At 59.4% G+C, this 20593-nt stretch carries 18 protein-coding genes; 16 read left to right on the top strand and 2 right to left on the bottom strand.

All coding sequences use genetic code 11. The features are described from left to right. The 8 genes from BLU75_RS12175 (at position 1) to BLU75_RS12140 (ending at position 8926) form a co-directional block, all read left to right on the top strand. Positions 1–816 (top strand): ABC transporter permease, encoded by an 816-nt coding sequence (locus BLU75_RS12175; protein ID WP_084378730.1) that lies wholly within the window; start codon positions 1–3, stop codon positions 814–816. After that, the gene (locus BLU75_RS12170; RefSeq protein WP_084378729.1) at positions 813–2294 is read left to right on the top strand and encodes a 2Fe-2S iron-sulfur cluster-binding protein; all 1482 of its coding nucleotides are present in this window, start codon (positions 813–815) and stop codon (positions 2292–2294) included. The genes BLU75_RS12175 and BLU75_RS12170 overlap by 4 nt, the downstream gene beginning before the upstream one ends. After that, positions 2291–3460, top strand: a complete 1170-nt coding sequence (locus tag BLU75_RS12165) for an NAD(P)/FAD-dependent oxidoreductase (protein ID WP_084378728.1) — start codon at positions 2291–2293, stop codon at positions 3458–3460. Before BLU75_RS12170 ends, BLU75_RS12165 begins: the two co-directional genes overlap by 4 nt. 61 nt (positions 3461–3521) lie before the next feature. Next, positions 3522–4313: an IclR family transcriptional regulator gene (locus BLU75_RS12160; protein ID WP_084378727.1), complete on the top strand. Its 792-nt coding sequence runs from the start codon at positions 3522–3524 to the stop codon at positions 4311–4313. A gap of 104 nt (positions 4314–4417) precedes the next feature. Further along, on the top strand, positions 4418–5452 hold the full coding sequence (locus BLU75_RS12155; RefSeq protein ID WP_084378726.1) for a zinc-dependent alcohol dehydrogenase: 1035 nt from the start codon (positions 4418–4420) through the stop codon (positions 5450–5452). Between the two features lie 32 nt (positions 5453–5484). Further along, a complete protein-coding gene (locus BLU75_RS12150; RefSeq protein WP_027620518.1) occupies positions 5485–5844 on the top strand; it encodes a RidA family protein in 360 nt (119 codons plus the stop codon). Between the two features lie 79 nt (positions 5845–5923). Continuing rightward, entirely contained in the window at positions 5924–7423 is a 1500-nt protein-coding gene (locus BLU75_RS12145) for a CoA-acylating methylmalonate-semialdehyde dehydrogenase (protein ID WP_084378725.1), read from the top strand. Between the two features lie 75 nt (positions 7424–7498). Continuing rightward, complete coding sequence (locus BLU75_RS12140) at positions 7499–8926, top strand: aldehyde dehydrogenase family protein (protein WP_084378724.1); 1428 nt, start codon at positions 7499–7501, stop codon at positions 8924–8926. A gap of 308 nt (positions 8927–9234) precedes the next feature. Here the strand turns inward: BLU75_RS12140 and BLU75_RS12135 are convergent, their stop codons facing one another. After that, positions 9235–10116: a LysR family transcriptional regulator gene (locus BLU75_RS12135; protein WP_197676954.1), complete on the bottom strand. Its 882-nt coding sequence runs from the start codon at positions 10114–10116 to the stop codon at positions 9235–9237. Positions 10117–10273: 157 nt separating this feature from the next. On the opposite strand from BLU75_RS12135, the gene BLU75_RS12130 reads away from it, so the two are divergent. Further along, complete coding sequence (locus BLU75_RS12130; RefSeq protein WP_084378722.1) at positions 10274–10888, top strand: FMN-dependent NADH-azoreductase; 615 nt, start codon at positions 10274–10276, stop codon at positions 10886–10888. 21 nt (positions 10889–10909) lie between these two features. Here the strand turns inward: BLU75_RS12130 and BLU75_RS12125 are convergent, their stop codons facing one another. After that, positions 10910–11857, bottom strand: coding sequence for an EamA family transporter (locus tag BLU75_RS12125; protein ID WP_084378721.1), 948 nt, complete (start codon positions 11855–11857; stop codon positions 10910–10912). Between the two features lie 681 nt (positions 11858–12538). Here BLU75_RS12125 and BLU75_RS12120 point away from each other — a divergent pair. The 7 genes from BLU75_RS12120 to BLU75_RS27470 all read left to right on the top strand — a co-directional run bounded on the left by BLU75_RS12120 (position 12539) and on the right by BLU75_RS27470 (position 20576). Then, positions 12539–14707: a PAS domain-containing sensor histidine kinase gene (locus BLU75_RS12120; RefSeq protein WP_084378720.1), complete on the top strand. Its 2169-nt coding sequence runs from the start codon at positions 12539–12541 to the stop codon at positions 14705–14707. Between the two features lie 2 nt (positions 14708–14709). After that, complete coding sequence (locus BLU75_RS12115; protein WP_084378719.1) at positions 14710–15069, top strand: response regulator; 360 nt, start codon at positions 14710–14712, stop codon at positions 15067–15069. A gap of 127 nt (positions 15070–15196) precedes the next feature. Continuing rightward, positions 15197–15628, top strand: coding sequence for a DUF1810 domain-containing protein (locus BLU75_RS12110; RefSeq protein WP_084378718.1), 432 nt, complete (start codon positions 15197–15199; stop codon positions 15626–15628). Positions 15629–15700: 72 nt separating this feature from the next. Continuing rightward, positions 15701–16165, top strand: a complete 465-nt coding sequence (locus BLU75_RS12105; RefSeq protein WP_165447466.1) for a hypothetical protein — start codon at positions 15701–15703, stop codon at positions 16163–16165. A 298-nt stretch (positions 16166–16463) separates the two neighbouring features. After that, entirely contained in the window at positions 16464–19820 is a 3357-nt protein-coding gene (locus BLU75_RS12100; protein WP_084378717.1) for a type III effector HrpK domain-containing protein, read from the top strand. 53 nt (positions 19821–19873) lie between these two features. After that, a complete protein-coding gene (locus BLU75_RS27475; protein WP_172832074.1) occupies positions 19874–20101 on the top strand; it encodes a hypothetical protein in 228 nt (75 codons plus the stop codon). 313 nt (positions 20102–20414) lie between these two features. Then, a complete protein-coding gene (locus BLU75_RS27470; protein ID WP_163006721.1) occupies positions 20415–20576 on the top strand; it encodes a hypothetical protein in 162 nt (53 codons plus the stop codon). The last annotated feature ends 17 nt before the right edge of the window (positions 20577–20593 follow it).

Raw genomic sequence — 20593 nt, 5'->3', positions numbered from 1 at the left:
ATGAGTCGATTCAAACAAAACCTGACAGGGGCGGTGCGCGCCTCCTGGTTGTACTTGCTGGTGCTGGTGACCATGCTGTTTCTGGTGCTGCCGACGCTGATCGTGATCCCGATGTCGTTGTCCGATGCGCGCTACCTGAGCTTTCCGCCCAAGTCGTTCAGTATCGAGCCATTTTTCAGCTACTTCGCGTCGCTGGAGTGGCGCACGGCAACCAAGGTGTCGCTCATCACCGCCACGCTGACCATGCTGCTGGCCACCTCCCTGGGCACAGCGGCAGCGTATTCGCTGCATGTCACCCAGTCGCGCCTCTCGGGCGTGCTGCGCGGCCTGATGCTGGCACCAATGATCGTGCCAACGATCTTTATCGCCATTGGCCTGTTTTTTGTCTACGCGCGCTTCGACCTGAACAACACCATCCCCGGACTGGTGCTGGCGCATACGCTGCTGGCCTTGCCCTATGTGGTGATCAATGTCAGTGCGGGGCTGCGCAGCTACGACATGACCCAGGAACAGGCAGCCTGTATCCTCGGCGCCACCCGGCTGCGGGCGTTTTTTGATGTGACGTTGCCACAGATTCGCTTTTCGGTGATTGCCGCCGCGATGTTCGCCTTTGCCATTTCCCTGGACGAAGCGGTGATCTCGTTGTTTATCAGTGGCGGTGACAGCTCAACCCTGACCAAGCGCATGTTCAGTTCGCTGCGCTCCGAGATCGATCCCTTGATCGCCGTGGTGGCGACGCTGATGACTCTGCTGTCGATCATCATGCTGTGCATCAGCATCATGGCGCAGCGCAAGGCCAAGAGGAACGCAGCATGAGCAACGGCAGTCTGCGCCTTGAGCGTGCCAGCACGGAGCTGGTCGAGTTCTCCTGGAACGGTCGCGTCGTGCAGGGGCGCCGGGGTGAAAGCGTGGCCACTGCGTTGCTGGCCAATGGCATCCGCACGCTGGCCTGGAGCCGCAAGTCCCATCGACCGCTGGGCTATTCCGGTAGCTATGTCACCGGTGTCCTGGCCCGCGTGGACGGTGTGCCGAATGTGCGCCTGGATCTGTTGCCGGTGACGGCCGGTGCGCGGGTGGAGATGCAGAACTGCTGGCCAACGCCCGGGTTCGATCTATTGCGTCTGTCGCGACTGATTCCTGCCAGCTGGATCCAGGGCGGTTTCGAACACTCCAACCTGGTGCCCAGCGGTACGGCATTGTTCCAGCGCTGGGAGGCTATCCTGGCGTTCCTCGCCGGTGTGGCCAAGCCGGCCGAAGACACTGGCGAAGTACCTGTGCCGACGGCGCGGCATGTGAGTGCGGATGTCCTGGTGATCGGCGGTGGGCCCGCCGGCTGTGCCGCCGCCAATGACGCGGTGGCCGCAGGACACAGCGTGGTGCTGGTGACGCGCGGTCAATCGCTGGCCCGTTATGCCCAGGCGGCGGGCCAGGCTCGACCCGTACTGGACGAGCGCGTGCAGTTGGTGTGCGGCGTTGAAGTGTTCGGCGCCTACCGCGAAGGCGAGCTGCTGCTCGCGGCGCCCCATGATCCGGCGCAAGGTGCATTGGTTCTGGAAGCGGACGAGGTGATTCTGGCGGGCGGCCGCCGTGCCTGCCCGCCGGTTATTCCAGGGATGTGGTTGCCCGGCGTGATGGATGTGCGCACGGCGCTGATCATGGCCCATGAACAATCGGTGGCGCCGGGGGCGCGGGTCGTGGTTGTCGGCAATGGCGACCAGGAAGCGCTCGCCAGTCGCTTGCGCGAACTGGGCGTCACGGTGGTCGCCGCGCGAGCGGTTACCGATTTGCGCCGGGTGGTGGGGCGCAGCCGGGTGACCGCTGCGCTGTTCGCCAAGTCGATCGCCTGTGATGCCGTGGTGCATGCCAGGCCCTGGATTGCCGATGCCAGCCTGACCTTCCAAAGTCGCGCCGAAGGTTTGCTGCAGCTGCGCGAGCAACGCCAGAGCCGCCTGCGTGAAGTGGGGGCGGTCGTGGAGGCCGACCAGGTGCTGCCGGTGGCCGCGCGCTCGCGCCACAAGACGTTGTTGTGTCCGTGCTTCGATGTGTCTGACCACGAGGTCGAGGCCTTGCTGGCCCAGGGCATTACCGACCTGGAAGTGATCAAGCGCCTGACGTCCTGTGGCATGGGCCCGTGCCAGGGGCAACCTTGCTGGGATGCTCTGCGCGCGCTGGTCAGTGTCCGCGGCGGCGTCGCCCTGGCCGGGTTGGCCCGGCCGACGCTGCGTCCGCCGCGCCGTGCCTTGAGTGTTGCTCAGGCGGCCGGCCTGACCGCTGTTGTCGAGCCATTGCAATGAACAACGTCAACCCGCTGCCTGGGAAGGCGTCGATCATTATTGTCGGGGCCGGTATTCAGGGCCTGTCACTGGCATTCAATTTGGCCGAACTGGGCGTGCGCGACATTCTCGTGCTGGACGCCGGTTACTGGCAGGGCGGTGCGTCGGGCCGTAACGGCACACTGATTCGTGGTGCGTTCAGTTCGCCCGAATGGACGCGTTTCTTTGCCCATTCCTGCCACTTGTGGCAGGGATTGTCCAAGCGCCTGGGCGAAAATGTCATGTACTCTCGCCGGGGTTACACCATGGTGGGCGAGCGCAGTGCCACGGCGGCGCTGCTGGTCCGCACGCTTGAAGTGCACAAGGCTTGTGGCATCACCTCAAGCCTACTCACCCCCGCACGATTGCGCGAGGTGCTTCCGGCCCTGGCCCATGGACGAGTGAGCGCGGCCCTGCACCTGCCCGACAGTGGTGTCGCGCCGCACCATGCCGCGATGTACGCCTATCGACAAGCCTGCGCCGCGCGTGGGGTGGATATTCGCTACCGCACCGAAGTCACCGCCATCGACCAGAGCGCGGGGCGTGTCTCCGGGGTTCGGGTGGGGGAGCACTGGATTGCAAGCGATACCGTGGTGCTGGCCGGCGGCGCCGAGAGCAATCGCCTGGCGCAACTGGCGGGCGTGCCACTGGAGGGTTATCCGATGCGCCTGGAAGCCATGGCGCTGGAGCCGACCCGTCCGCTGATCGGGCCTGCCGTGGCGCTGCTGGATCGACTCTGCTACATGCACCAGACCGCGCGCGGAGAAGTGGTGGGCGGTGCCGAAGTTGCCGAACGACCGCAGCACACGCTGAATGCCGACGTACCGGTGATGGCGGCGACGGCGCGAGCGTATCTGGAGATGTTTCCGCAATTGGGGCACGCGCGTATCTTGCGCCAATGGGCGGGTCTGGTGCATATCTCCAAGGATTTCGGGCCGCTACTGGGGGCCCACCAGGACCTGGCGGGTTTATTCGTCAGCGCGGGCTGGTGTTATGGCCACGCCGGTGCACCGGCAGCGGGTGAGTTCCTGGCCAAGGCCATTGTCAGCGGCGAAGTGGATGAGCGCATGCGCCCCTTTGCAGTGAACAGGTTTGAATGCAACAAGCCGGTCGTGGAACCGGGCATTGTCTTGAGCCATTTCGAATGAAATACAGAATGAAAAGTATCGTTATGCACGCACCTGTCGCGGCAACAACAAGGATAATTCCATGAGTTCCCTAGAAGATTCGCCACTCTTCATTACTGCTTTGTCCAAGGGACTATCGATCCTGACGGCATTCCGTGCCGGGCGTCCAAGCATGAGCCTGATTGAACTGGCTGAAGCCACCGGCCTGAACAAAAGCACCGTCCAGCGTTCGACCTTTACCCTTGAAGCGCTGGGTTACCTGTACAAGGAACCCGTCACCAAACGCTTTCGTCTCGCGCCCAAGTCCCTCGACCTTGGCACCGGCTACCTGCAAACCAGTGAGCTGATCGAACGCGCCAACCCGTACCTGCATGAGCTCAACCGCGATGTCGAGGAGAGCTGCAACCTGCTCGAGCCTTGCGGCCTGGACATGCTTTACGTCGCGCGTTTCCCCAGCCACAAGCAGATTGCCATTCATATGCCGCTGGGCCGTCATCTGCCGATGTACTGTACTTCGGCAGGTCGCGCATACCTGGCTGCACTGCCGGAGGCGGAGACGGATGCCATTCTGATTGCCTCCGAACGCCAGGGCTACACCGCCAGCACCGTCACCGAGCTGGACCCGTTGCGCGCGATCGTCGCCGAGGCGCGTCGTGAAGGCTATGCCTATGCCCAGGAAGAGTATTTCGCCGGGGACATCAGCGTCGCCGCGGCGGTGGTCAATGCTGATGGCTACCCCCTGGGGGCCGTCAACATCTCCGTGCCGTTCAGTCGCTGGAACCTGGAGGACGCGCGCAAACACCTGGCACCCAAGGTGATTAACACCGCACGCAACATCGCCAGCGCGACGCGCAGTTTACGCCCCGTGGGCTGACGCTCCGGAGAGTTCTTTCGACCCGCACACCCTGCCGCCGGCCCCGGCCCGCGGTATAGGTGTCCACTTGCCCGAAAATCGGGTGGATGTTTCAGGAGAGAGCGATGAGTCAAACCATGAAGGCTGCCGTTCTGCACGCCGTCGGCGAACCGCTGCGTATTGAGCAGGTAGCGATTCCCCAACCCGGCCCCGGAGAAATACTGATTCGTATCGTCGCCTGCGGCGTCTGTCACAGTGACCTGCATGCGATCGACGGTGACTGGTCGGCCTTGCCCACGCTGCCGCTGATTCCCGGCCATGAAATCACCGGTCATGTGGCCGCCCATGGCGAAGGCGTCAGCCAGCCTGCTATCGGCACTGCAGTCGGCATGCCCTGGATGTACAGCGCTTGTGGCACCTGCGAGTTCTGTCTCGGTGGTATGGAAACCATCTGCGAGCATCGTGAATCCACCGGCTACAGCAAGCAGGGCGGCTACGCCGAGTACATGGTGGCACCGGCAGCATTCGTTGCCACGATCGAGCCGGACGTGGACCTATACGCCTTGGCGCCCATTCTCTGCGCCGGTGTGACCACCTACCGTGGCCTGATGCGTTCGCGTGCCCGGCCGGGGCAGTGGGTGGCGGTCATGGGCATCGGTGGCTTGGGCCATGTGGCGGTGCAGTACGCCATTGCCATGGGGCTGCGCGTGGCGGCCATCGATGTGGCCGACGACAAGCTTGAACTGGCTCGCAGTTATGGCGCCGAGTGCCTGATCAATGCACTCGACAACCCGGTCGAGACCCTTAGGCAACAGATTCCCGGCGGCGTCCACGCCGTGCTGGTGACCGCCACCGCCAATGCTGCGTTCGAGCAGTCGGTGAAGATGCTGCGCCCTGGTGGAACGGCAGTGTTCATTGGCCTGCCGGGCGGCGATGCCGATACGGTGCGCGCTTCCATTTCCAGCATCAGCGGCTGGGAACTGTCGATCACCGGTTCCAACATCGGCACCCGCCACGACTTGAACGAGGCGGTTTTGTTCGCCGCACGTGGTCTGGTCAAGGCGCAGATCAACCTCGAACGCCTGGACGATATCAACGACATCTTTGCACGCATGCGCACGGGCCAACTGGTCGGCCGCACGGTGCTGCAAATCGCCTGATTCAACCCACTTTCCTAGCAGGAGTTACCACGATGACCATCACCCGACTACAACCCAACCCCGGTCTGCTCAGCCACGCGCTGGTGCACAACGGTATTGTCTACATCACCGGTCAGGTGCCTGCCGACCGTACCCAGGACGTCGCCGGGCAGACCGCCCAGGTGCTGGCGCGCATCGACGCGCTGCTGGCCGAAGCCGGTTCCGACAAATCGCACATCCTGTTTGCGCAGATCTGGCTCAAGCATGCGGTCCAGGACTTCGCGGCGATGAACGCAGTCTGGCGCGAGTGGGTGCCACAGGACGCACTGCCGGCGCGGGCGACCGTCGAGGCCAACATGGCGGCGGACAATATCCTGGTGGAAATTGCCCTGCAGGCGGCCGTCAAAGCCTGATTTGCCAGGCATCCGCCATACGGGCATTAGCCATTCATACCTGCCGGCAGGATGTCCCTGTCCGGCACTGGAGAGTTTTATGAGCAGTATCGTTCCCCATCTGATCAACGGTGTTCGCGTGCAAGGCACGGGGCGTACCGCAGATGTCTACAACCCGTCCACCGGCGCAGTGACCAAACAAGTGGCACTGGCCGACGGCGCCACCTTGCAGCAAGCCATCGACGCTGCCCGCGCCGCATTCCCCGCCTGGCGTAATACCCCGCCAGCCAAACGTGCGCAGGTGATGTACCGCTTCAAGCAACTACTGGAGCAGAACGAAGACAAGATCGCGCAACTGATCAGCGAGGAGCACGGCAAAACCCCGGAAGATGCGGTGGGCGAGCTCAAGCGCGGTATCGAAAACGTAGAGTTCGCCTGCGGCGCACCGGAGCTGCTGAAAGGCGATTACAGCCGCAACGTCGGGCCCCATATCGACGCCTGGACCGACCTGCAGCCCGTGGGCGTAGTGGCCGGCATCACGCCGTTCAACTTCCCGGCCATGGTACCGCTCTGGATGTACCCACTGGCTATCGTCTGCGGTAACTGCTTTATCCTCAAACCTTCCGAGCGCGACCCCAGTTCGACCCTGTACATCGCCGAGTTGCTGATCGAAGCGGGTCTTCCCAAGGGCGTGATGAGCGTGGTACATGGCGACAAGGAAGCCGTCGACGGCCTGATCGAGTCGCCCCATGTCAAGGCACTGAGCTTTGTCGGTTCCACCCCGATTGCCGAGTACATCTACAGCGAAGGCACCAGGCGCGGAAAACGTGTGCAGGCCTTGGGCGGCGCGAAGAACCATGCGGTGCTGATGCCTGATGCGGACTTGGACAGCGCTGTTGGCGCGTTGATGGGCGCGGCGTATGGCTCGTGCGGCGAACGCTGCATGGCGCTCTCGGTGGCCGTGTGTGTCGGTGATGCGGTTGCCGATGCGCTGGTGGCAAAACTAGTGCCTCAGGTGCGTGCACTTAAAGTCGGTGCCGGTACCTCCTGTGGCCTGGACATGGGCCCACTCGTGACTGGTGCGGCGCGTGACAAGGTCAAGGCTTATATCGACGCCGGGGTCGCCCAGGGCGCGAGCCTGCTGGTGGATGGCCGTGACCTGGTGGTGGCCGGCCATGAACACGGCTTTTTCGTCGGGGGGACGCTGTTCGATCAGGTGACCGCGCAGATGAGCATCTACACCGACGAAATTTTCGGCCCGGTGCTGTGCATTGTCCGCGTTGGCAGCCTGGAAGAAGCCATGCAACTGATCAACGATCACGAGTACGGTAACGGCACCTGCATCTTTACCCGTGACGGTGAGGCGGCGCGCCTGTTCTGCGATGAGATCGAAGTGGGCATGGTTGGCGTCAACGTGCCCTTGCCGGTCCCGGTGAGCTACCACAGCTTTGGTGGTTGGAAGCGTTCGCTGTTCGGCGACCTGCATGCCTATGGCCCGGACGGGGTGCGTTTTTACACCCGCAAGAAAGCCATTACCCAGCGCTGGCCACGTCGTGCCAGCCATGAGGCGGCTCAATTTGCGTTCCCCAGCAACAGCTGAGCCCGCGCAACCCCTTCAACGGTGACGAGGGCACGAATGTCCTCGCCCAGCGACCCAGTCAAGGTGAAAAAATCCATGAACAACGCGCTCAAGTTCTACATCGATGGCCAATGGACCGATGCCCTTTCCGGCAATACCCTTGAAGTCATCGACCCCTCCACCGAGCAGGCCTTTATCAATATCGCCGTGGGTAATACGGCGGATGTGGACAAGGCCGTAGCGGCCGCTGCCAAGGCATTCCCGGCTTTCTCGGTGACCAGTGTCGGCGAGCGTCTGGCCCTGCTCAAGGAAATTCTGCGGGTGTACAACCTGCGTTACGAAGACCTGGCCAAGACCGTCAGCCAGGAGATGGGCGCGCCGTTGCATTTCGCCCGTGACGCGCAGATCTGGAGTGGTCGTACGCACCTTGAGTCGACCATCAGCGCGCTGGAAAAATTCCAGTTCAGCGAGTCGCACGGCAGCACCCGGGTCGTGCGTGAAGCCATCGGCGTCTGTGCCCTGATCACGCCCTGGAACTGGCCGCTGAACCAGATCGTCTGCAAGGTCGCGCCTGCCATCGCTGCGGGCTGTACCGTGGTGCTCAAGCCCAGCGAGATCGCACCGCTGACCGGGATCATTTTCGCGGAAATCCTCCATGAGGCGGGTGTGCCGGCCGGGGTGTTCAACTTGCTTAACGGTACAGGTCCCGACGTTGGCCAGCACATGGCAAGCCACCCCAAGGTCGATATGGTTTCGTTCACTGGCTCGACCCGCGCCGGGATCATGGTGGCGAAGGCGGCGGCCGATACGGTCAAGCGCGTTGCCCAGGAACTGGGCGGGAAATCGGCGAACATCCTGCTGGAGGATGCTGACTTCGACGTTGCGGTGGCCAAGGGCGTGCAGGGCTGCTTCTCCAACTCGGGACAATCGTGCGATGCGCCTACCCGCATGTTGGTACCGGCTTCGCAGCACGCGCGCGCCCTGCAGATTGCCCGGCAGACAGCCGAGCAGATGGTGACCGGCAGCCCACTCGAGGCCAGCACAAACCTCGGTCCGGTGATCAGCGAGGCGCAGTTCGCCAAAATCCAGGGCCTGATCGCCATCGGCATCGAGGAAGGCGCCACGTTGGTGACGGGTGGTTTGGGGCGTCCGGATGGCCTGGAGAAGGGCTACTATGTGCGGCCTACTGTTTTCGGCAATGTGACGGCGCAGATGACCATTGCTCGCGAGGAAATCTTCGGCCCGGTGCTGGCGATCATTCCATACGATAGTGAAGAGCAGGCCATCGAAATCGCCAACGATACCGTCTACGGCCTGGCGGCCTATGTGCAGTCAAGTGATATCCAACATGCCCGCGCAGTGGCGGGGCGCATGCGCGCCGGTTCGGTCTATCTGAACTATCCGAGCTGGGATACCTTTGCGCCCTTCGGTGGCTACAAGCAGTCCGGCAATGGCCGCGAGTACGCGGGTTGGGGTATTCACGACTTTCTGGAGATCAAGGGCGTGGTCGGCTGGGGCAACTGACGCCCGAGGCTCGCTGCTTTAGACGGCGGGAGGCCCGGCTTATGAATTCATCCCTTTCATAGGCCTGGCCGTTATGAGTAACCGAATCGAGCGTCCTTCACGCAGACGTTTCTGTGCCAGGCTGATACGCGCACTCCGCATTGCGACAACAACGTGGACAAGCGATCCATGGGCACTCTCTTGGCGAAATATAAACGCTCAGATCATATCACCGACGATTTGTGGCTCGATTTGGCCGCATTTGCTGTTCTAAGGGCTGGTCATGGGCGCGCTATTCAGTGCATCGCCCGCCGATTGTCTTCGCCTCATCACATACAAAGACGACGAGTCAGATCATTCAGAAGCCATCGGCCGGCTTTCCCTAACGCGCGATTTTGCATGTGCGCTGCGTAGATCGGAAGTGAGTCCGGTGTGCTCTGAAGTTCGGCGGTCAACTCAAGCGGCACGAGGCGTCCTGAAGCCAGATGATCCGCAATAAGATGCTCTGGCATTCGACACCAACCGAACCCCGCGAGCAAAAAGTCCAGGCGTCGTGCCAAATCTACAAACCGCCACGGGTGACAGCCCGTCACTCCATAGCTTGGGCCGCCGGGAGAAACCGGATCGGAAAGTACCAGTTGCACGTAAGGCTTGAGGTCAGCAACCGTGACCCGGCGGCCTAACTTGGCCAACGGATGTTCGCTGGCGACTACTGGCCACAGCCTGACGCTGAGCAGCGGCAGTGCGGTGACATCGTCGGGCACTGTCGGAATCAACGTACACAGCGCCAATGCCGCCTCGCCGTTGCGCAATCGGCGCTCTGCGCCACCCAAGCCTTCCGTAGAGAAACTCACCGCTAGGTGAGGAAACGCTTCACGTATCGCGCTGAGGCTCTCGATAAGCGGCGCACTGGGGGCTAAAGGGTCTATAGCGAGTGCGAGTTCCGGTTCGACCCCTGCGACTGTGCTTGCCGCCATTGCTTCAAACTGGGCAGCGCTCTCTAGCACCGCGCGTGCTTGAACCACGAGCACCCGACCGACCTCGGTCAGCGTTGGACGATGGCCGCTGCGATCGAACAGCGTCACGCCCTGAACTGACTCAAGTGTGGCGATCGACTGGCTAATCGCGGATTGGGCGCGCCGCAGGTGACGTCCCGTGGCCGAGAAACTGCCTGTATCGGCAATAGTCACAAGAATGCGCAACTGATCCAAACTGAGATTTCCGATCACGACCCATCACTTATATAGATGGACTCGATCATATTTACATCACTCCTGCAGAGAGGTCGCGTTGGGTAGAGTGTGTCGCACATCGCCTGAAGCGACAACGCAAAACACACCGCGGCGTGACCGCGCAGGAGCTACTTCCATGTCCAGACTTCTTACCATTGAAACCAGCCCACGTGGGGACGCTTCAATCTCCCGGCAGCTCACGCGCAGATTTGTGGCAGCGTGGGAAGCTGCACATCCTGGGGGTGCCATCAAAATACGGGATCTAACGCAGACGCCTCTTGCGTTCGTGACCGCCCCCTGGTTACAGGCCTATTTCACTCCGGACACCCAGCATTCGCCTGAAATGAAAGCCATGCTAGGGCTGTCCGATGAGCTTGTGGCTGAGTTGCTGGAAACCGATCATCTGGTTATTTCAACGCCTGTCTACAACTATAACGTCCCTGCGGCGCTCAAGGCTTGGGTGGATCACGTGGTACGTAAAGGCTTGACCTTGGGCTTTGACGGTAAAGGGCTGGTGGCCGCTAAAAAGGCCACCGTGCTGCTCGCCTCGGGAGGCGTATACACCAGCGGCTCGCCGATTAGAGACCGTGACATTGCGACCCAATATTTGAAACTGATCCTGAACGTCCTGGGTATCACCGACGTTACCTTTATTGCGGCTGGCGGCGCTAAAGCTGTAGATCTCGGAGAAATCAGCATGCACGAATTTCTAGATACCTTTGATGATCAAATTCAAAAACTGCTCGCTTAGCGCGCATAGGTTTTTGGCCTGTCAAGTAACCGGCTTGCTAGCGGATTTGCGATGCGTCAGCAAAACGATGCCGGTGACCACAATAACCCCGCCCAGAATCTGCCCCGCACTGAGCATTTGATCCAGCACAAACCAGCCCATCAGCAACGTCGCCAACGGCTCGATGTTCATTACCGGCGCGTTGCGTGGCATGTCCAGCCGGGGCACCGAAATGAACAGCACGATAAAACCGGTGCCGTACAGCACCACCAAGGCGGCGAGGGCCAGCCATCCGGTCGAGGTCGCGGGCAGGTTTAGGCCGCCTGGCAGGGCGCCAGTCAGTCCCGCCAGATTGACGCTGCTGAAGACGATAAAAATGGTTAACAGACTGCGCACCGAACCGCGTACCTGAGACAACTTGTGGTCGGTGATCCACAGAGCGCAGGCGAATACGCTGGCGGCGCAGAACGCGAGCGCGACGCCCAGCAGCCATTCCGGACCGACGTTGGTGGTGGTCGAAAGACGCCCGGGGACGTCCAGTACAAACACCAAACCCACCAGAATCAACCCCATCAACGTCGCAGTACGTGCGGTCGGTCTCGGGCCACCCGCCGCCCAGGTGAGCAACGCCAGCAGGATCGGAAACACGTTGGCCACCAGCAGCGCCAGCGCCACCGGGACCCGTGCGACGGCGGAGTACAGACATAGGCTCTGCGCGGTAATCAGAAGGCCCAGCAGCAATTGCCAGCGCCAGGCACCCGCCGGCAGACGCAGACTTTGTCTTTGCCACAGCACCAGGATGGCGAGCACCAGCAACGTCCCGCCAGAACGCATCAAGATCGCCAGCAACACACCCGCGCCATCATCAAAAGCGACCCGCGCCATCACATGGTTGCCGGCGAACGCACACCCCATGCACAAAAGAATGATCACGGCGAGATGGCGGGGGAAGGGCGGCGGTATGGTTTGCGCAGAGGTAGGACGGGACATGGCAGGTCTCGAAGAGTGATAAGCCAACTCGGGATGGCGTGGGATTATTGTTGTGTTGTCGTACAACCTGGTCTGTTTGTACCGTATTCGGCTAGGCCGGGCAAGAGAGATTGGGAGGGCTGTGGCTCTGGTGCTGGGCTTTAGGGTGGTTTTTTGGGTGCATGGGTTGAAGTGTAGAGATCGTATGACCTGTTTTAACAGGGCCAAATCAGAACACTTCGCGAGCAAGTCAGCGCCCACAAGAATTTGTGCGGCGGCCACGGATGTGGTGTCTGGCGGTGATCAAACTGCGGGAGCGTGCTTGGTCGCGAGAACGGATTCACATCCAGCATGGGTTTGCTCAGATTGGGATCACAGATACCTTTATATGAGTGCGTTGCAAAACAGTAACGATGGCGGCCCTCTGGTTTTCTCGGGTTGGTCCATGTTTACTCTGGCCATGACTTGGAGCGTGGCGCTTATCACACTCTCAAGACGGATACGGTACGCGTATCTTGCGACCTGTCTGCTATGCTGGGCAGTAAGCCCGTTTTCAGCCTATTGAAAGGCTATTTTAAACTTTCACCGCGTTTTTGATTTGCTCTCCAACAGGTTCGAAATCTACGAGTCGCCGCAAACGACAGAGTCTTGAACTGTCGCCTACCATGACGTTCTATCCGGGTAAGAGTCAGGAAAAGCACAATGACAAATATCCAGGAACTTCCCACCGAACTCAGTGAGTTCGACCGCCTGGTCTCGATGAGCACAGACACCCTTGATGCCTTTCCGGGCGCCGTCTATCTGTGCGATCAGGACGGCTGGCTCGTCAGTTTCAATACAGAGGCGGCGCGGCTATGGGGAAGGGCTCCCGTCCTTGGAAGCAGTGGAGACCGATTCTGCGGGTCGTATCAGCTTTTCTTGCTGGATGGGACACCACTCGCGGCGCAAGACTGCCCGATGGCGTCGACCCTGAAAACGGGCGTCGAATCAAGAAATGCTGACGTAATAATCCAGCGCCCAGACGGCTCGCGTTTCGTTGCGCTGGTAAACATCCGCGCACTTAGAGACAAGCGCGGCGCAATCCAAGGGGCCATCAATTGCTTTCAAGATGTCTCGGCGCATCATGCCATGGCGCAGGAGCTCCGGCTTAAAAGCGCTGACCTTGAAGATTTTTTCGACAACAGCGCCGTCGGCCTTCACATCGTCAGCGGTGAGGGAATTATCGTGCGCGCTAACAAGGCCGAACTCTCTCTCTTGGGATACGCAGCGGACGAATACATTGGGCGTCCTGTCACGGATTTCCATGCGGATGCGCATGTTATTGATGACATTCTCAATAAGCTCGGCAGCGGCGAAAGTCTGGAAAGTTACCCGGCGCGATTACGCGCCAAGAACGGATCCATCAAGCATGTGCTTATCACGTCTAATGCGCGCATCAAGGAAGGGACACTTTTTAATACCCGCTGCTTCACCGTTGACATATCGGATGTACATGCAGCAGAAATGGCGCGTCGTGAGAGTGACGGCAGACTTTCGGCAACTTACGAGGCGGCTACGATAGGCATCGCCGAGGCCGATTCAGAAGGGCGTTTACTCCGTGTTAACGACGCCCTCTGCGACATGCTTGGGCGTAGGCGCGAACAGCTGCTGGCGATGGCCTTCTTTGAGTACACCCATTCGGATTCCGTAGAGCAGGATTCCGGTCTTTACGCACGCCAGGTTGCTGGCGAACTTGAGAACTATGTACTTCGCAAGCGAGCGTTCAAGCCGGGTGGCGAAATCGTCTACCTGGACGTCCATAGCTCATCGGTGAGGGACTCGTCCGGCAACTTCCGCTACGGAGTGCGGGTGATTCAGGATGTCACAGCGGCACATCGGATGCAGAAGCAAGTCCGGGAAAGCGAGCGGCATATGCGCGCTCTTCTCGAAGCGTTGCCTGCTGCGGTGTACACCACAGACGCCGAAGGACGGATCACCTTCTACAACCGAGCTGCCGTCGAACTGGCGGGGCGAACGCCTCAACTGGGCGATATGTGGTGCGTCACGTGGCGCCTGTTGAATGTTGATGAGTCTCCCCTTCCGCATGATCAATGTCCAATGGCGGTGGCGTTGAAGGAAAACCGGCCGATACGGGGCGTCGAGGCGATTGCGGAACGGCCCGATGGCACGCGCGTTCCGTTCATTCCGTATCCGACACCGCTCCATGACGCCAATGGTGAATTGGTGGGTGCAATCAACATGCTTGTCGACATTACCGAGCGAAAACAGGCAGAAAACAGGCAGAAGACCCTGATCGACGAACTCAATCATCGGGTCAAGAACACGCTTGTTACCGTGCAGTCAATCGCTAGCCAAACGGCGCGCAATGCTGACAGTGCAGAAGAGGGTTACCAGCGGTTCGAAACCAGGCTGCTGGCGTTGTCCAGAGCGCACAATCTCCTGACAAAGCGCCATTGGGGGAAATCCCCCTTGGATTCCCTGGTGCGTGAAGTGGTCGCGCCAGTGTTCGGGCATGACCCCAGCCGCTTGTTGATTGAGGGGCCGTCAATTGATGTCAACTCTCGTGTCGCGCTCAATCTCACCATGACGCTCAACGAGCTTGCAATCAACGCGTTGAAGCATGGAGCCATGAGAGTCGAGACGGGTAGTCTTTCCATCCTCTGGAGCACGCAGCCGCATGCGGATGGAATCATTCTTTCATTAGAATGGCGCGAGCATGGCGGGCCGAAGACATCAGAGCCCAAAACGCGCGGCTTGGGCCTGCGGTTGATGGCGCGTTGCATTGAGCGCGATCTGGATGGGAACTTCGAACTCTCGTTCGCTCCAGAAGGTGTTGTCTGCCGCCTCTCATTCGTCATCGGAGCGCAGTAGCGATGGCCTGTTTGAATGGCCTCAGAGTGCTGGTTGTCGAGGACGAGGGCGCCGTTGCCATGTTGATCGAGGAGATGCTGGAAGACTTCGGATGCGTGGTGGTGGCATCCGTTGCCCGGCTCGCCAAGGCGCGCGAGGTTTCGCGCGTGATAGAAGCCGATCTGGCGATACTGGATGTAAACCTGGCCGGCGAGCTGGTGTTCCCTGTCGCCGAGATTTTGCGCGAGCGCAATATCCCCTTCATCTTCAGTACAGGATACGGCGTCACGGGGCTTCAGGACGAGTTTGCACTGCGTCCCGTGTTGCATAAACCGTTTTCGCTAAGTGACCTGGAGGGCAAGATCGGCATTGCGCTGAAATGACGATTAGTGAGTCATGAGAGTCCTTTGAGGGGGGAGTAGGATTGGGGGGCTTTGACAGAGATCCCAAGGCTCAAAACGATGACTGTCTGGCAGCCGCTCTGCGAGCTCAGGGGATGAAAAACGACTCATGCACGACACTTTCAATCTGTCCCGTTTCGTCGATGCCCAACACCCAGTATTCAGTCGGGTCATGGACGAGCTGCGCGCAGGCCGGAAGGAAAGTCACTGGGTGTGGTTCATATTTCCGCAAGCGCGGGGGCTCGGTCGTTCCGAAATTGCGGATCGTTTCGCCATCTCCGGCGTTGCCGAGGCCCGAGCGTATTTACAGCACGATTTGCTCGGTCCTCGACTCGACGAATGCGTGAAAACGGTTCTGCAACACCGCGGCATGAGTGCAGAGCAAATATTCGGCTCGCCCGATGACCTTAAGTTTCGCTCTTGTCTCACACTGTTCATAAGTGTCCAGGCCGAGTCCCCTCTGTACCAACAGGCGCTCGATCAGTTTTATGCGGGTGAGCCAGATCGCCAAACTCTTCTCCTGCTCGGGCGCTCAGCGTGAAGTCTTTAACATGACTGTCATGGCATTAAGCAATTATTGAGTACCTGAAATCCCTGCCAAGGAAGCTTCTCCATGACCACCGTCACGCCTTCAAGCAGCGCCACGCCTTCATCGCAGAAGAATTCCGCCTCTGCCTTCGATGCTAAATTGGACATCGCCAAGTCCAGTCGGATTCTGGCCGACTACATGAAAGAACAAGGCAAGGGCGCGATCAGCGGTAATGAACTCTCGTCGCTGGCCAACGCTCCGGCCAAAGAGGTGCCTGCTGAAGTTTCGGCAGCCGCGGACTATATGACGCGCCATTCGGACGTCTTCACCGCCATCGAAACTCACGATGTGGCCGGTGCCGACAGCTACAGCGGCGCGTGGAACTTCGAATGGGCAGCAAGCGGCGGGCTCAAGGGCACTGCCACTGAAACCCTCGCCAATATGAGCGATGTGTTCGACTCCGCCATTGCCAAGTCTGCGAAAATCACTGAGCTGACTACCGTTGCCAAGACCGAGCTGGATTCGTCCAAACAGCGTCCTCAGAACTGATCCCTCCTACCCATCAGCCTGACGCCTCCAGGCTGACCCCTCCGTACATCCGCCTGATTTTTCGTCTGTGCGTCCAGCCCTGATGGACGGGCGGCTGGCGCATACGTTTGGTTGTAACACTCTGCGGCGATACTCACTTTTCATCATGTTGGCGCATGCAGATTCGATCATCCAGTCAATACCCTGCTAAGGGCAGGTTCATGCGTATCCATGCTGGCTGATCTGTCGCGAATAGTGCTTCCCATATGGGTTCGCACCGCCGTTGCACTCATTTATGCCCTAAGAAAAGGAGTCATCAATGTCCGTTCAAGATGTCAGTTTTGTCGGCATAACATCCAAGCCGCAAGACCCCAAGCTCGCCGAAGCCTGGGACCAGGCGATCAAACAGGCCAAGGAGGCGGGCATTGAATGGGAGCGGCCAAAAGGCGACAACCGCTCGGCCCAGGACATCATTGACGACACTCCGGTGCTCAAGAACCTGGGCAACCAGAGCGATGTGAAGGATAACCTCAAAGACCGTGTCGGCGATTTCGAGACGGATCCCGATGCGGCCTACCGCGCCAAGCAGGTGCTTGAGCACGTGGAAAAATATAATGAGGGTGGTGAGCGGATCGCCAGCAAGGACATCGATAACGGCCGGGTCGATGGCTTCACAAAGGGCGGCGATGCCAAACATGGCACCGAGGCGGGTCGCCTGCAGGACTTTGGCCGGCAAGGGTTCTCCCACCTCAAGGGCGAGCTCAAGGATCTGTCCAAGGCTGGCGATGATCCCAAGGTACGTGAACAGGCCGAGGCCTTGGGTATCAAGTGGGAGCGCCCTGAAGGGGACGATCGCTCCGCGCGGGACATCATCGATGACAATGCCTTGCTCAAGAATCTGGGCAACCAGAGCAGCGTCAAGGACATGCTCAAGGAGCAGGTCGGCGATTTCGAAAATGACCCGGACGCCGCCTATCGTGCGACCCAGGTGCTGGAACACATCGAGACCCTCGATGGCAAGGGCAGCAAGATTGCCGGCAAAGACGTAGGCAACGGCCGCGTCGACGGCTTCACCAAAAGCGGCGAAGCGAAGAATGGCACTGAAGCCGGTCGCCTGCAGGACTTCGGCAAGCAGGGTTTCTCTGCCCTCAAGGGTGAAATCAAGGACTCTGCGTCGGCTGGCGACAACAAGGAAGCCCGCGAGCAGGCCGAAAAGATCGGCATCGTATGGAATCGCCCGAAAGAGGATAAGCGTTCGGCGCAAGACATCATCGAAGACAACCCGATGCTCAAGAACCTGGGGAACCAGAGTGGTGTCAAGGACATGCTCAAGGACCAGGTCGGCGATTACGAGAGCGATGCTGATGCCGCCTACCGGGCCGCGCAGGTCATGGATCGCATCACGATGTTCGATGACAAGGGCAATACCCAGTCCGGTGGTGATCTGTTCAACAGCAGTGTGGACGGTTTCACCAAGAGCGGCGAAGCCAAGCACGGCACCGAGGCTGGTCGCTTGCAGGACTTCGGCAAGTACGGTTTTTCGGCCCTGTCAGATCTCAAGAAAACCGATGATATCGCCAGCTACAAGGATTACCTCAAGACCAATCCGGATGCCGATCCAGCGTCGCAGCAGATCGCCAAGTACGCAGCGATCCTTGATGAAAACTTCGATGCGATCAAGGGCAAGACCGGTGCGGGCAAGTACCTGACTGCCGACGACATCAAGGAGTACAAGAACCAGAATTCACAGTTGAACGAGGAGACCAAGCAGGCACTGGATTTCTGGTCTCAGCCAGGTGCTTTCAAGGTCATCGACAACGCTAAGAACCCATTGGACAATAATCCTGATGGCGATCTGAGCAAGGCCGATGTCCAGGGCTGGCTCAAGAGCGCCAATGTACCCAAGGATGCGACCTCCGTTATCACGCTGCTCTCGGGGATCGCCGGCAGCAATGCCTTGGCCAAGGTCGATACCGCAGGCTTGAACAAGGACGTGTTCGATCACCCGGATAAATATTCGGCAGAAGAAAAAGCCGCTGTTCTGCAGGATCTCAAGGCCGCCCAGCAATTGATCATCCAGGGCAGCGCTGCCGGAATGTGGAAGGACGACAAGTCGCAGGTCACGATTGCCAACAAGGTGGGCAGCCATCCTGATGCCCAGAAGCTGCTTGACGATGTGAACGCGCACATCGAGATCCTGCAAAGCGACCCTGAGGTCAGTCAGTACGTGAGCGAACACGGCTCCAGCGAGTTGATCAAGCTGGTGGAAGGTAACAAGGGGCTCAAGGAGTCCCTGCAAAAGACCTACGACGACGAAATCAAGTCTGGCAAGTCACTCGATACGCTATGGGACGCCAAGTCCAAGGATGGCAAGACCACGCAGCCGGAGATTCTTGCCGATTTCTTTGGTACTGCGCTGACCCTCCAGGGCGCGCTGGGCATCGATAATACCGGTGAAATCCAGGCTGCTGTCAAAGGCTCCAAGGCCAATGGCGAATTGGAAAGCTATTACGAGAAGTCGCTGGCTTCAGGTGATCGCCTGAATGAGTTGCTCAAGGACCATACCCCTGAGGAGGCCATGAGTGCCTACAGTCTTGAAGTCACGCTGTACAACTCGGCACTGGACCCTGAGTTCACTGGCAAGCTCGACACAAAGCTCAACGAAAACTTCACCCGGATCGCTCAGGACAATGTCTTCAAGGATGCCTCGTTCGACGATATGAAGGTGGCCTTCGGCGTGAATGGCGGTGCTGAGCTGGATGAGGCCAAGGTCAAGAAAATCATCGAGCAGATCAGCAAGGAAAACCCGCAGTTGCTCGTCAATGCCGACGGCACCGTCGCGACGCCAGACCAGGTCCTTGCCAACTTCAGGGGCGACTGGGACCTGCTTCGCCAAGGCACCAAGACCTTGGATGCGCTGGATGTATTCAGCAAGGACTCGTCGCTCAAGGAGGCTTCGAGCAAAGGCGTCCTGCACGGTGTGAGCGGGTTGTTCATGGCCGGCGTTACCATCGCCAAGGGCGCCAACAACGCCGGGAAGCTAACCGAGCGGCAGACCGTTGACATCGCCACCGGTTCGGTACAGTCCGCCACGCTCCTGGCTGAAGGTGGTCTCAAGAACTATCAGGATTACCTCAAGGGTGTGAAGGACAAGCTTTCGGGTGACCAGTTCGGCGACCTGATCAAAAAGATGGACGATCCGCTGAAAAGCGTGACCGCCAACCTCAAGGGCATGGAAAACGCGGCCAAGGGCATTGGTGGCATTGCTGCTATCGCTGCTGGCGCCTACGGCATCTTCGATGGCGTCAACGCGCTCAGGAAAGGCGATACGGTTGCCGGCGGCATGAATATCACGGCCGGTTCGCTGGGGATTATGGCCGGCCTGGCTTCGGCGGTTGAAGCGGGCGCCAGCGCAATGAACGTTTCGGCGGTTGCCGCTTCGCGGATCTCGATGTTAGCGGGCGGCCTGGGCTTCGCGGCGGCGGGTGTGGCTGCGCTGGCACTGCTCATTCCGGGCCTGATCGAGGAAGTCAAGCAGGAGAAACGGGTGGGCAAGTTCGCGGATGCCCTGAGCGATTACCTGACCCAGTATGAGATCGACGGTGTACCGCACGGTGATATCTGGGATATCCCTTACGAGGAGTGGCCGGGTGAAGAGAGCACCATCGCTTCCTGAGTCTGACACGCGCAGATAGCGAGCTTACAAAAACGGGCGTAACTGTTTCAGTTATGCCCGTTTTTGCAAATGAAATCGGGTGGTATCCAATAGCTTACGTAGAACTGATTGCAACTGGCCATCAATGCTTAGTTGATAAAAATGGATCTTCTATTCAGAAAAGATCCATAGGTATTTATGGGTTATTTGATCTTTCTGTTTGTTTTTTAGGTGGGGGGAATAGTTGGTCCGGCACTCTGATTTCAGCTGCAAGAGCATCTTATATTGATGCCGATCTGTAGGAGCGAGCTTGCTCGCGAAGAGCGCCAAGGCACCGTGTTTATCCCGAATGCACGCGTTATCGTTGATGTTTTTCGCGAGCAAGGGCTGGGCGCGCGCGCCCTCGCTCCTAAAGTAGTCGGCGTTCCCTTAACTGTTCAGCCTTAGCCGTGTCGCCGGTGTTTATGGTGCTGCTCAGAACAAGATAATAGTTGGCGTCGAGATTAAAACACCTGTTAGACGTTGAACTGTAATATTCGATCCCTATTCTTCGATTGGCAACATTAGTGGGCCGCTTGGCGGCGCAAGTATCTCTCACCGATTAGGAGAACCACCATGAGCACGACTCCCCCAGTAAGTTCCGGCAACGCTGACTCGGCTATCGCTAAAATGGAAGCCACTTTCAACATGGCGATCGAAAAATCGGCCAAGATCACCGAGCTGTCCACCGCTAAGAAAGCTGAGCTCGACGCCACCAAACAGCGTCCTCAGAACTGATGTCGTCATGCGGGCAG

This window comes from Pseudomonas mucidolens (genome assembly GCF_900106045.1).
Lineage (GTDB): Bacteria > Pseudomonadota > Gammaproteobacteria > Pseudomonadales > Pseudomonadaceae > Aquipseudomonas > Aquipseudomonas mucidolens.
Note: the sequence above shows the minus strand (reverse complement) of the source record. Positions and strands in the feature narration are given on the sequence as shown.

Bases quoted from the DNA above. Each gene is read 5' to 3' on its own strand.
- BLU75_RS12175 (WP_084378730.1), top strand. From the start codon at position 1: ATGAGTCGATTCAAACAAAACCTGACAGGGGCGGTGCGCGCCTCCTGG.
- BLU75_RS12170 (WP_084378729.1), top strand. From the start codon at position 813: ATGAGCAACGGCAGTCTGCGCCTTGAGCGTGCCAGCACGGAGCTGGTC.
- BLU75_RS12165 (WP_084378728.1), top strand. From the start codon at position 2,291: ATGAACAACGTCAACCCGCTGCCTGGGAAGGCGTCGATCATTATTGTC.
- BLU75_RS12160 (WP_084378727.1), top strand. From the start codon at position 3,522: ATGAGTTCCCTAGAAGATTCGCCACTCTTCATTACTGCTTTGTCCAAG.
- BLU75_RS12155 (WP_084378726.1), top strand. From the start codon at position 4,418: ATGAGTCAAACCATGAAGGCTGCCGTTCTGCACGCCGTCGGCGAACCG.
- BLU75_RS12150 (WP_027620518.1), top strand. From the start codon at position 5,485: ATGACCATCACCCGACTACAACCCAACCCCGGTCTGCTCAGCCACGCG.
- BLU75_RS12145 (WP_084378725.1), top strand. From the start codon at position 5,924: ATGAGCAGTATCGTTCCCCATCTGATCAACGGTGTTCGCGTGCAAGGC.
- BLU75_RS12140 (WP_084378724.1), top strand. From the start codon at position 7,499: ATGAACAACGCGCTCAAGTTCTACATCGATGGCCAATGGACCGATGCC.
- BLU75_RS12130 (WP_084378722.1), top strand. From the start codon at position 10,274: ATGTCCAGACTTCTTACCATTGAAACCAGCCCACGTGGGGACGCTTCA.
- BLU75_RS12125 (WP_084378721.1), bottom strand. From the start codon at position 11,857: ATGTCCCGTCCTACCTCTGCGCAAACCATACCGCCGCCCTTCCCCCGC.
- BLU75_RS12120 (WP_084378720.1), top strand. From the start codon at position 12,539: ATGACAAATATCCAGGAACTTCCCACCGAACTCAGTGAGTTCGACCGC.
- BLU75_RS12115 (WP_084378719.1), top strand. From the start codon at position 14,710: ATGGCCTGTTTGAATGGCCTCAGAGTGCTGGTTGTCGAGGACGAGGGC.
- BLU75_RS12110 (WP_084378718.1), top strand. From the start codon at position 15,197: ATGCACGACACTTTCAATCTGTCCCGTTTCGTCGATGCCCAACACCCA.
- BLU75_RS12105 (WP_165447466.1), top strand. From the start codon at position 15,701: ATGACCACCGTCACGCCTTCAAGCAGCGCCACGCCTTCATCGCAGAAG.
- BLU75_RS12100 (WP_084378717.1), top strand. From the start codon at position 16,464: ATGTCCGTTCAAGATGTCAGTTTTGTCGGCATAACATCCAAGCCGCAA.
- BLU75_RS27475 (WP_172832074.1), top strand. From the start codon at position 19,874: ATGCCCGTTTTTGCAAATGAAATCGGGTGGTATCCAATAGCTTACGTA.
- BLU75_RS27470 (WP_163006721.1), top strand. From the start codon at position 20,415: ATGAGCACGACTCCCCCAGTAAGTTCCGGCAACGCTGACTCGGCTATC.